The following is a 10,899-nucleotide window of genomic DNA, read 5'->3' as shown; positions in this document are numbered from 1 at the left end:
AGCGTGGTGCGCATGGCGATCGGTCAGCGCGAGCCCGCACGCACCCCTGCCGAGCGGCGCCGGGACGTCGAGCGCCGGCTCGAGCACGACGTCGATCTCTGGGTCGCGACGGCATCGGCCGACGGCGTGGCGCACCTCGTGCCGCTGTCGTTCCACTGGGACGGCGAGACGATCCTGCTCGCGACCTCGCCGGCGAGCCCGACGGGGCGCAACCTCGAGGCGACGGGGTCCATCCGCCTCGGCATCGGGCTCGTGCGCGACGTGACGATGATCGACGGCGACGTCGAGCCGCTCGACCTCGACGAGCTGCCGGCGGAGCGCGCGGGAGCGTTCGCCGCCCGCGCCGGCTTCGACCCACGCGAGTCGCGGGGCCGGATGCGGTGGTACCGCGTGCGGCCGCGGAGCATCCAGGCGTGGCGCGAGGTCGAGGAGCTGGACGAGCGGCAGCTGATGACGGACGGGCGCTGGCTCGCCTGACGCCGACGCAGCCCGCTGCCGCGCGGTGCGGCCGTCGGTACGCAGCCTGCGCCCCTAGGCTTGCCCCATGCCCGCGAGCACACTGCAGTACGGCCTCTTCGTCCCCCAGGGCTGGCGCCTCGACCTCGTCGGCATCGACCCGGCAGACCAGTGGCAGCGGATGCTCGAGGTCGCCCAGCGCGCGGATGCCGGCGCGTGGGACTCGATCTGGGTCTACGACCACTTCCACACCACGCCGCAGCCGACCGACGAGGCGACGCACGAGGCGTGGACGCTCATGGCCGCGCTCGCCGCGAGCACCTCGCGCGTCCGCCTCGGCCAGATGTGCACGTGCATGGGCTACCGCAACCCGGCGCTGCTCGCGAAGATCGCCGCGACCGTCGACCTCATCTCCGGCGGCCGGCTCGAGTTCGGCATCGGCGCCGGCTGGTACGAGCACGAGTGGCGCGCCTACGGCTACGGCTTCCCGGGCGTCGGCGACCGCATCTCGGCGCTCCGCGACGGCGTGCAGATCATCCAGCGACTGTGGGCCGACGGCGAGGCGACGCTCGAGTCGCAGTCGTTCACGGTCGACGGCGCCATCTGCCGCCCGCAGCCGCTGCAGCGCGGCCGCGACGGCCGCCCGCGCATCCCCACCTGGATCGCCGGCGGCGGCGAGCAGCGCACGCTCCGCTACGCCGCGAAGTGGGCCGACGCGACGAACTTCGGCGGCGGCCCCGAGCAGTTCGCGCGGAAGCGCGACGTGCTGCTCGGCCACCTCGACAAGGAGGGGCGCGACCCGGCGGAGGTGCGGCTCACCTCGAACCTCAACATCGTCGTGCGCGAGACCGAGGCCGAGGCCCGCCGCGTCGTCGACGAGGTGAACGCGCGCGCCGACTCGGCGATGCGCGCCGAGCACGCCGGCACGGGCTTCTCGACGCGCGGCGCGGTCGTCGGCACACCGCAGCAGGTGATCGACCACGTCGGCGCGCTGCGCGAGGCGGGACTCGGCACGCTCATCGCGTACATGCCAGAGGTCGCGTTCGAGCAGGACGGCATCGAGCTGTTCGAGCGCGACGTGATGCGCGCGCTCGCCTGAGCGGGAATCGGCCCGGTCCGCTCTAGGCTGTGGCCATGACTGACGCCAACGTCGGCGCCCCTTCGCGCCCGCAGACCGACATCGACCGCATCGCCGAGGACTACGTCCACCGCGCGGCGGTGCTCAACCCGGAGATCAACGTCTACGTCGGCCTCGAGGGCGACAAGGCGGGCTTCGGCGACTACTCCCCGGACGGTCGCGCCGCGAGCGCCGCCCTCGCGAGCGAGACGCTCGCGAGCCTCTCGGCAGCCGAGCCCGTCGACGACATCGACTGGGTGACGAAGACCGACCTGTCGCGCGAGCTGCAGCTCGAGCTCGACGTCGAGGCGTCCGGATGGGGCGACCGCGACCTCAACAACCTCGCGAGCCCCGCCACCGGCATCCGCGACATCTTCGACCTCATGTCGACCGGCTCGGAGGACGACTGGGCGACGATCGCCGAGCGCATGCGCAACGTGCCGGCCGCGATCGACGGCTACATCGCGTCGCTGCGCAACGGCGTCGCGACCGGCAACACCCCCGCTGGCCGTCAGATCGACAACGTGCTCGAGCAGTTCGCCGACTACCGCCCTGGCGCCGGCTTCTTCCACGAGCTCGCCGAGACGGCGAAGGCCGGCGACGCCGAGCTGCCGTCGTCGCTGCGCTCCGACCTCGCCGAGGCCGCCGCCGTCGCGACCGAGGCGCACGGCAGGCTCGCCGAGTTCCTGCGTGGGGAGCTCGCGGCGTCCGCGAACCGCGTCGACGCTGTGGGCCGCGACTTCTACTCGCTCATGTCGCGCCGCTTCCTCGGTGCCGACGTCGACCTCGACGAGACCTATGCGTGGGGCATCGAGGAGCTCGAGCGGATGCGCGACGAGCAGGAGGCGATCGCGAACGAGATCAAGCCGGGCGCCTCGGTGCAGGAGGCGATCGCGCACCTCGACGGCGACCCGAGCCGCAAGCTGCACGGCACGGATGCGCTCAAGGCGTGGATGCAGGAGACGAGCGATCGCGCGATCGACGAGCTCGGCCGCACCCACTTCGACATCGCCGAGCCGATCCGCGCGCTCGAGTGCATGATCGCGCCCACCCAGACGGGCGGCATCTACTACACGGGTCCCGCGGACGACTTCTCGCGCCCCGGCCGCATGTGGTGGTCGGTGCCCGAGGGCGTCACCGAGTTCGACACCTGGCGCGAGCTGACGACCGTCTACCACGAGGGCGTCCCGGGCCACCACCTGCAGATCGCGCAGGCCACCTACAACCGCGCGCAGCTCAACCTGTGGCGCCGAGCGTTCGCCGGCACCTCCGGCCACGCGGAGGGCTGGGCGCTCTACGCCGAGCGCCTCATGCAGTCGCTCGGCTACCTCGACGACCCGGCCGACCGGCTCGGCATGCTCGACGGCCAGCGGATGCGCGCGGCACGCGTCGTGCTCGACATCGGCGTGCACCTCGGCAAGCCGCGCCTCGACGGCACGGGGGAGTGGGACTTCGACTACGCGTTCGAGTTCATGAAGTCGAACGTCAACATGAACGAGCCGTTCGTGCGCTTCGAGGTGAACCGCTACTTCGGCTGGCCCGGCCAGGCGCCGTCGTACAAGATCGGCCAGCGCATCTTCGAGCAGATCCGCGACGCCGCGAAGGAGGCGGAGGGCGACGCGTTCGACCTCAAGCGCTTCCACTCGCGCGTGCTCAACATCGGCGGCGTCGGCCTCGACACGCTGCGGGAGGCGGTCCTCAGGGGCTGATCGCGAACCCATCCGTCTCGGGGACCCCTTCCACCGGGAGCGACCCGGTGCACCGGGTCCCCGCTGGTGGAGGGGGTCCCGGTGCGAGGGATGCGCGCGGCGGCGGCGGGGTCGGCGTCGGTTGTCGGTGCTGGCGGGCCAGGTGTAGGCTTGCTGGGTCACTCGTGTGGTGACGCACCCAATCCGAAACGCTGGATGGGCATCCGCATGCCCTCCGGCCCGATACCCCCAACAAGGCACCTTGAACTCTATGACCACTGCAACGACCACGGCTCCCAAGCAGGTCGCTGTGAACGACATCGGCTCGGCCGATGACTTCATGGCCGCCGTTGAGAAGACCCTGAAGTTCTTCAACGACGGCGACCTCATCGAGGGCACCGTCGTCAAGATCGACCGCGATGAGGTCCTTCTCGACGTCGGCTACAAGACCGAGGGCGTCATCCCCTCGCGCGAGCTCTCCATCAAGCACGACGTCGACCCGACGGAGGTCGTCGAGGTCGGCGACACCGTCGAGGCGCTCGTCCTCCAGAAGGAGGACAAGGAGGGTCGCCTGATCCTCTCCAAGAAGCGTGCGCAGTACGAGCGCGCCTGGGGCGACGTCGAGCGCATCAAGGACGAGGACGGCGTCGTCACCGGCACGGTCATCGAGGTCGTCAAGGGTGGCCTCATCGTCGACATCGGCCTGCGCGGCTTCCTGCCGGCGTCGCTCATCGAGCTCCGCCGCGTCCGCGACCTCACGCCGTACCTCGGCCAGGAGATCGAGGCGAAGATCCTCGAGCTCGACAAGAACCGCAACAACGTCGTGCTGTCGCGCCGTGCGCTGCTCGAGGAGACCCAGTCGGCCTCGCGCGGCCAGTTCCTGCAGTCGCTCCAGAAGGGCCAGGTCCGCAAGGGCGTCGTCTCGTCGATCGTCAACTTCGGTGCGTTCGTCGACCTCGGCGGCGTCGACGGCCTCGTGCACGTCTCCGAGCTCTCGTGGAAGCACATCGAGCACGCGTCGGAGGTCGTCGAGGTCGGCCAGGAGGTCACCGTCGAGATCCTCACCGTCGAGCTCGACCGCGAGCGCGTCTCGCTGTCGCTCAAGGCGACGCAGGAGGACCCGTGGCAGATCTTCGCCCGCACCCACGCCATCGGCCAGGTCGCACCGGGCAAGGTCACGAAGCTCGTCACGTTCGGCGCCTTCGTGCGCGTCGCTGACGGCATCGAGGGCCTCGTGCACATCTCGGAGCTGTCGTCGAAGCACGTCGAGACGGCCGACCAGGTCGTCGCGGTCAACGACGAGGTCTTCGTGAAGATCATCGACATCGACCTCGAGCGTCGCCGCATCTCGCTCTCGCTCAAGCAGGCGAACGAGGGCGTCGACCCCGACGGCACCGACTTCGACCCGGCGCTCTACGGCATGCTCGCCGAGTACGACGAGCAGGGCAACTACAAGTTCCCGGAGGGCTTCGACCCCGAGACGAACGAGTGGAAGGAAGGCTTCGAGGCTCAGCGCGAGGCCTGGGAGGCCGAGTACGCCGCAGCGCAGACGCGCTGGGAGGCGCACAAGGCGCAGGTCGCCGCTGCTCGCGACGCCGAGCTCCACTCGAGCGACGTGCCCTCGGGCGCCTCGTCGTTCGGCGGCTCGACCGAGGAGTCCGGCGCCGGCACGCTCGCCGACGACGAGGCTCTCGCGGCGCTCCGCGAGAAGCTCACCGGCTCGGCCGAGTAGCACCCACCACGACAGCGGGCCGCACCCTCAGGGGTGCGGCCCGCTTCGCGTCCGGCGGATGCGCGGCGTGCGAGGATCGGGGCATGCCAGCTCACGAGTCGCTCACGCACGCCCTCGACTACGCCGACCGCTGGCTCGCGTACCGCCGCTGGCGCCTCGCCATCCCCGGCGTGCAGGTCGCCGTCCGGGTCGGCGGGGAGCTGCTGCTCGACGCCGCGCACGGCACCGCCGACGCCGCGACGGGCGAGGCGCTCACCCCCGCGCACCGCTTCCGCATCGCCTCGCACTCGAAGGCGCTCGCCGCGATCGCCGCCATGCGGCTCGTCGACGCCGGCCGGCTGCGGCTCGACGACGAGGCGCAGCAGCACGTGCAGGCGATCCGCGGCACCGATGCCGGCGGGCTGCTGGTGCGCGAGCTGCTCTCGCACGGCGGCGGCGCCGTCCGCGACGGCGACGACGTCGCGTTCTGGCACCTCGCCGGCGACTTCCCCGACGCCGAGCGACTGCTCGACCTCGCGCGCGCCGGCGTCCAGCGTGTGCCGGCGTCCACGGAGTTCAAGTACTCGAACATCGGATTCGGCCTGCTCGGGCTCGTGATCGAGGCCGTCACGGGCACCGACTACGCCGACGCGCTCGACGCGCTGGTCGTCGAACCGCTCGGGCTCGCCGCGACGCGCGCCGATGTCGGCGGCGACGGCCCGCTGGTCGCCGGGCACTCCGCCCTGCACTCGCACCGGGAGCGGACGCCGCTCGGCAGCCCCGCCACGGGCGCGCTCGCCGCGGCGACCGGCGCCCTCTCGACCGCGGCAGAGCTCTCCGACGTGCTGCGCACGGTCGCCGACGCCGACGACCGGCTCCTGCTCGCGGCGAGCCGACGACGGATGCGGCAGCAGCTCTGGTCGACGACGGGTCGAGACGGCGGCACGGCCGGCTACGGCCTCGGGCTCATGCTGCGCGAGATCGACGGCCGCACGTGGGTCGGCCACGGCGGCGCGTGGACGGGGCAGGCGACGCGCACGCTCGTCGACGCCGAGCGCGACGTCGTGGTGAGCGTGCTCACGAACGCGATCGACGGCGGGGCGGAGGAGCTCGCCGTGGGCGTCGCGCGCATCGTCGGCACGGCGCTGGGGGACGACGCTGGGCTCGACGACCGGGGGCTCGAGGCCGACGCGGCGCTCGAGCCCAGTGGTCCCGCGCGGAGTGGCGACTCGGGCGCGCTCGCCCTCCTGCGCTCGTTCGAGGGCTCGTTCTCGAGCATCTGGGGGCGCGTCGACGTCGTCGAGCTCGGCGGCCGGCTGCTCGCGATCGCGCCGACCGCGCCCGACCCGCTGCAGGCCGTCGACGTGCTCACCCCCGAGGGGGACGACCGGGTGCGGATCGCGGCCGCGACCGGCATGGGATCGAGCCACGAGCACGCGATCGCCGAGCGCGACGCCCAGGGCCGGGTCGTCCGCTGGCGCGGCGCGTGGCGGATGGAGGCGGTCCCCGCCGTCCCCGAGCAGACCTCGGCCGCGCAGCCCGCCGCCTAGGAGTCCGCGAGCCGCTGCGTGGCGGAGCGCAGGTCGGCGTTGCGGCGCCTCCTCGCGGTGCGCCACAGCGACCACCCCAGGAGTGCGAAAAGCGCGAGCGCGACGAGCACGAGCACGGGCGCGACGATCGCGAGCAGCGAGATGCCGATCGCGCCGACATCCTCGATCGTCGAGACCACCGGCGCGGCCGTGCCCGCAGTCGCGACGTTCGCCGCGGGGCGCGTCATGGACTTGCCGACATGCACGGTGAGCGCGATGACGGCGCCCACGACGATCGGCACCCACTGGTTGGAGGCGAAGAACGCCGCCGGATCCGTCACCGCCACGGTGGATGCGGTGGACGACGACCCGAACACGAGTCCGCCGGCCGTCGGCCGCACGACGGACTGCAGCACGTCGTTGACGCTGTCGACCGCCGGGATCTTGTCGGCGACCACCTCGACCACGAGCAGCACCGCGACGATGCCGAGCACCCAGCCGTTCGACAGCCACGCCCACCCGTCGGGCAGCTGCAGCGCATCCGGGAAGAAGCGGTTCGCGACCCCGACGACGAGCAGCGGGATGTACGCGTTCATGCCGGCGGCCGCGGCCAGCCCCGAGCCGGTCAGGAACTCCAGCACGGTGCCTCCGATCCGGCGGCGCACGAAGCCGCTCGCGGCGATCGTAGCCGTCAGGGCCCGGCGTGCGCCGAGAAGGGTCGCGGGGGCGATAGCGTCTTGCTATGGACGCGGCTGTCACGGTGAGTCGCACCGACGCGGTGCGCCCTGATCGCACTCGCGAGCGCGCCACGGCGGTGAACCAGCTGCTGCTGGCCGCCGCGTGCCTCGTCGCGTGCGGCCTCGTGGTGGTGGTCGGCGAGCTCACCGCGGGCGACCTGCTGTTCGTCGGCATGCTGGTGCTGTTCGCCCTCACGGTGCTCGCGCTCGTCGTGCCCTGGAACCGCGTGCACCCGCGGTGGATCTCGATCGTGCCGATCGGCGACCTGCTCGCGATCTTCCTGCTGCAGATGGGCGACCCCGACTCCGAGCTCTGGCTGCTGTGGATGGTGCCGGCCACGTGGCTCGCGACCGTCGGCGGCTGGCGCGGGCTCGTGATCGGCGCCGGTGGCGCGTCGGTGCTGTTCTGGACGGCGCACCTGCTGGTCAACGAGATCGTCAACCCGGTGCAGACCTACCTCGGCCCGCTCGCCTTCACCGCCGCATCCATCGTCGCCTACGTCGCTGCCCGCCGAGCTGCCGCCCAGCGCGCGCTGCTCGACGAGCAGGCCTCCTACCTCGACCACGCCGTCGAGCGCGCCAGGCGGCAGGAGGACGCCGTGAGCGAGGTGCTCGACGCCGTCGACTTCGGCGTCGTCCGGATCGGCGCCGACGGCTCGATCCTGGTCGAGAACGACGCCCACCTGCGCCTCAACGCCTTCGACGAGTCGGTCGAGCTCTACGGCGCCGACGGCGTGACGCCGATCGAGCGCGGCCAGTCGCCCGCGGCCAGGGCGCGCCGCGGCGAGGTCTTCGAGAACGTGCTGTGCTGGCAGGGACGGCCCGGCGAGAGCCGGCGCGCGCTGCAGTCGACCGCTCGCCGCCTCGTCGACGTCGACGGCGCCGACGCGGGCGCCATCCTCATCACCCGCGACGTGACCGCCGAGCAGCTCGCCGGCCAGATGCGCGACGAGCTCGTCGCCTCCGTGTCGCACGAGCTCCGCACACCGCTCACGAGCGTGCTCGGCCACCTCGACCTCGCCCTCGACGGTGGCGATGTGGGGCCGCAGGCACGCCGCAGCCTCGAGATCGCCGAGCGCAACGCCTCGCGGCTGCTCGTCATCATCGGCGACGTGCTCGCCGCCACGGGCGACGGGCCAGGTCGGTTCGACGTCACGCTCGAGCGCGAGGACATCGCGCGGGTCGTGCAGGCGTCGGTCGAGTCGATGGAGCCGCGGGCCGCTGCCCGCAACATCCGCATCGACACCTCGGGCATCGAGACGGTCGAGGCCGACATCGATCCGCTGCGACTGCGCCAGGTGGTCGACAACCTGGTCGGCAACGCCGTCAGCTACCACACGGGCGACGGCCTCATCGAGGTCGGCGTGACGTGCGACGACAAGCACGCGTGGCTCGTGGTGCGCGACGACGGTCCCGGCATCGCCGAGGATGCGCTGCCGCGGCTCTTCGAGCGCCGCTTCCGTGCCGCCCCGGTCGGCAACATGTCGCCCGGCAACGGGCTCGGGCTCGCGATCAGCCGCGACCTCGTGCGCGCCCACGGGGGAGAGATCACGGTGCAGAGCGAACCCGGCGGCGGAGCGACGTTCGTCGTCCGGCTGCCGCTCGTCCGGCGAGGAGCCATGGCATGACACTCGATGCGAGCACGATCCAGTTCCTCAGCGCCGTCGTCATGCACGTCGCCGGCGGCGCGTTCGTGCTCGAGACGATGCTGCGGAAGGACGACCGAGCCGGCCGGGTGTGGGCGCTCGGCTTCATCGGCGGCATGATCGCCACGGAGGCCTACCTCCTGCGCGTCGTGAGCAGCGAGGCGTCGTGGTGGCTCGTCGCCGTCGGCAACGCGGCGTGGGTCGCCGCCCTCGGGCTGCTGTGGCTCGGCTGCCGCACGTACAACGGCCACCGGCTGCGCCGCTCGGCGGCAGCGGTCTTCGCGGCATCCGCCCTCATCGCCGTGGTCGTGCTGCTCGAGGGATCGGTGGCGGGCGACTGGTCCGGCTCGCCCGTCGTGTTCGCGGCGAACGCGGCGTTCCTGGCGCTCGGCGCGTTCGAGGCGACGCAGGGCGCGATGCGACGCACCGGCACCGCGATCGGCCTGAGCGTCACGCTCGGCGTCGCTGCCGCGTTCCAGCTCGCCCGGTGCATCGCCGCCCTGGTGCTCGGCGTCCAGCATCCCGTCTTCGCGACCTGGCTCAGCAGCGGGCTCGTCGGCATCGTCACGATCTGCCTCACGATCCTGATCGTGGTCCTCACCTCGGTGCTGCGCGCCGAGCAGGTGCGGCTGCGGGGCACCGAGGACTCGACCCTCATGGCGATCGCGCCCGACGGCGTGCTGCTGGAGCCGTCGTTCGTGCGCGTGCTGGGCGGCAGGCTCATGCGCGCGAACCGCCGCGCGGAGCTGTTCGCGGTGCTCGTGGTGAGGATCGACGCGCTCGGCCGCATCTCGACCGCCTTCGGCGCCGACGAGGCGGAGCACGTTCGGCAGGCGGCGCGCGCTGCCGTGCGCCGGCTGTCGCCGACCACGGCAGCCATGGGCACCGACGACGAGGGCAAGCTCATGCTCGCCTTCCAGCCGGCGTCACCGGCGGAGGCGCGACAGCTCGCGTCGCGCATGCACCGCGCGATGCTCGACCAGCTGCGCACGGCCGGGGTGCCCGTCATCCCGCCGATCGGCATGGGGCTCAGCGTGACGAGCACGAGCGGCTACGACCGCGAGACGCTGCTCGACGCGGCGCGCGCGGCCGCGAAGCGCGCGATCGCGAGCGACGACGTGTCGGTCGTGGTCGCCGGCGAGGACGACGACGCGGACGAGGCCGATCGCGGCGGTCAGGCCGTCCTGCGGTAGCCGACGCCGCGCACGGTCTCGATCCAGCGCGGCTCCGAGGGCGACTCGCCCAGCTTCCTCCGCAGGTTGGCGACGTGCACCTCGATCGCGCGCGCGTCGTGCTCGCTCAGGTAGTGGTCGGGCTCGCCGCGCTCGCCGCGCAGCATGCCGGCGAGCTGCAGCTTGCTCACGACGCGCCTGCCGGAGCCGAGCAGCATCCGGAGGATGTCGAACTCGCTGCGGGTGAGCTCGACCTCGGCGCCCTCGAGCTCGACGACCCGAGCGCCGGGCTCGAGGCGGAGCCCGCGGTGCTCGAGCGGCATCGCATCGGCCTCGTCCTCGAGCCACGGCGTCGATCCGGGATGCGTGACCGGCACCGGGGAGGTGACGAGCGACACGGGCTCGGGCACGGAAGCGGGCGCGGCCGCCGGCATCGCGGGCTGGTGCGCCGAGGGGTGGGAGGAGGCGAGCGAGCGCGGCCTGCGCATCATCGCCTCGATCCGGGCGCGCAGCTCGCGCGGCCGGAACGGCTTCACGATGTAGTCGTCAGCGCCCGTCTGGAGGCCGACGAGCGTGTCGATCTCGTCGCCGCGCGCCGTGATCATCACGAGGTAGGCGGTGCTGATGCTGCGGATCTGCCTGGCCGTCTCGAACCCGTCGATGCCCGGCATGTTGACGTCCACCGTGACGACGATCGGGTCGTGCTCGCGCACGAGGTCGACGCCGGTCGCCCCGTCGGCGGCCGTGTGGACGGTGAACCCGCCCTGCGTCAGGACCTGCGCGAGCAGCTCCCGGATGTCCTCGCCATCCTCGATGACGACCGCGACGTCCTGCTCCATTGCG

9 protein-coding genes are annotated in these 10,899 nt (G+C 72.5%); 7 read left to right on the top strand and 2 right to left on the bottom strand.

The window, feature by feature from the left end; genetic code table 11:
• Positions 1–12: 12 nt before the first annotated feature.
• The 5 genes from ACLQ21_RS02440 to ACLQ21_RS02420 all read left to right on the top strand — a co-directional run bounded on the left by ACLQ21_RS02440 (position 13) and on the right by ACLQ21_RS02420 (position 6,522).
• A complete protein-coding gene (locus tag ACLQ21_RS02440) occupies positions 13–477 on the top strand; it encodes a pyridoxamine 5'-phosphate oxidase family protein (protein ID WP_425661101.1) in 465 nt (154 codons plus the stop codon).
• A 67-nt stretch (positions 478–544) separates the two neighbouring features.
• Positions 545–1,555, top strand: coding sequence for an LLM class F420-dependent oxidoreductase (locus ACLQ21_RS02435; RefSeq protein ID WP_425661100.1), 1,011 nt, complete (start codon positions 545–547; stop codon positions 1,553–1,555).
• Between the two features lie 35 nt (positions 1,556–1,590).
• Complete coding sequence (locus ACLQ21_RS02430; protein WP_425661098.1) at positions 1,591–3,282, top strand: DUF885 domain-containing protein; 1,692 nt, start codon at positions 1,591–1,593, stop codon at positions 3,280–3,282.
• Positions 3,283–3,532: 250 nt separating this feature from the next.
• The gene (rpsA, locus tag ACLQ21_RS02425) at positions 3,533–4,993 is read left to right on the top strand and encodes a 30S ribosomal protein S1 (protein ID WP_425661096.1); all 1,461 of its coding nucleotides are present in this window, start codon (positions 3,533–3,535) and stop codon (positions 4,991–4,993) included.
• An 83-nt stretch (positions 4,994–5,076) separates the two neighbouring features.
• Positions 5,077–6,522, top strand: coding sequence for a serine hydrolase domain-containing protein (locus ACLQ21_RS02420; RefSeq protein ID WP_425661094.1), 1,446 nt, complete (start codon positions 5,077–5,079; stop codon positions 6,520–6,522).
• Here the strand turns inward: ACLQ21_RS02420 and ACLQ21_RS02415 are convergent.
• The gene (locus tag ACLQ21_RS02415) at positions 6,519–7,142 is read right to left on the bottom strand and encodes a DUF4126 domain-containing protein (RefSeq protein WP_425661093.1); all 624 of its coding nucleotides are present in this window, start codon (positions 7,140–7,142) and stop codon (positions 6,519–6,521) included. The genes ACLQ21_RS02420 and ACLQ21_RS02415 overlap by 4 nt on opposite strands.
• Before the next feature lie 101 nt (positions 7,143–7,243).
• Between ACLQ21_RS02415 and ACLQ21_RS02410 the strand changes: the two genes are divergently transcribed.
• Entirely contained in the window at positions 7,244–8,866 is a 1,623-nt protein-coding gene (locus tag ACLQ21_RS02410) for a sensor histidine kinase (protein ID WP_425661091.1), read from the top strand.
• Positions 8,863–10,077, top strand: coding sequence for a diguanylate cyclase domain-containing protein (locus tag ACLQ21_RS02405; protein WP_425661089.1), 1,215 nt, complete (start codon positions 8,863–8,865; stop codon positions 10,075–10,077). The genes ACLQ21_RS02410 and ACLQ21_RS02405 overlap by 4 nt, the downstream gene beginning before the upstream one ends.
• On the opposite strand, the gene ACLQ21_RS02400 is transcribed toward ACLQ21_RS02405, so the two are convergent.
• Complete coding sequence (locus ACLQ21_RS02400) at positions 10,059–10,895, bottom strand: response regulator transcription factor (protein ID WP_425661087.1); 837 nt, start codon at positions 10,893–10,895, stop codon at positions 10,059–10,061. The genes ACLQ21_RS02405 and ACLQ21_RS02400 overlap by 19 nt on opposite strands.
• Between the last annotated feature and the right edge of the window lie 4 nt (positions 10,896–10,899).

This window comes from Agrococcus sp. DT81.2 (assembly GCF_049844935.1).
Classification (GTDB): Bacteria; Actinomycetota; Actinomycetes; order Actinomycetales; family Microbacteriaceae; genus Agrococcus.
The sequence above is the reverse complement of the archived record's forward strand: the minus strand, read 5'-3'. Positions and strand labels throughout refer to the sequence as shown.

Coding starts and splice junctions, on each gene's coding strand:
- ACLQ21_RS02410 (WP_425661091.1), top strand. CDS start 7,244: ATGGACGCGGCTGTCACGGTGAGTCGCACCGACGCGGTGCGCCCTGAT.
- ACLQ21_RS02430 (WP_425661098.1), top strand. CDS start 1,591: ATGACTGACGCCAACGTCGGCGCCCCTTCGCGCCCGCAGACCGACATC.
- ACLQ21_RS02405 (WP_425661089.1), top strand. CDS start 8,863: ATGACACTCGATGCGAGCACGATCCAGTTCCTCAGCGCCGTCGTCATG.
- ACLQ21_RS02400 (WP_425661087.1), bottom strand. CDS start 10,895: ATGGAGCAGGACGTCGCGGTCGTCATCGAGGATGGCGAGGACATCCGG.
- ACLQ21_RS02435 (WP_425661100.1), top strand. CDS start 545: ATGCCCGCGAGCACACTGCAGTACGGCCTCTTCGTCCCCCAGGGCTGG.
- ACLQ21_RS02420 (WP_425661094.1), top strand. CDS start 5,077: ATGCCAGCTCACGAGTCGCTCACGCACGCCCTCGACTACGCCGACCGC.
- rpsA (WP_425661096.1), top strand. CDS start 3,533: ATGACCACTGCAACGACCACGGCTCCCAAGCAGGTCGCTGTGAACGAC.
- ACLQ21_RS02440 (WP_425661101.1), top strand. CDS start 13: ATGGCGATCGGTCAGCGCGAGCCCGCACGCACCCCTGCCGAGCGGCGC.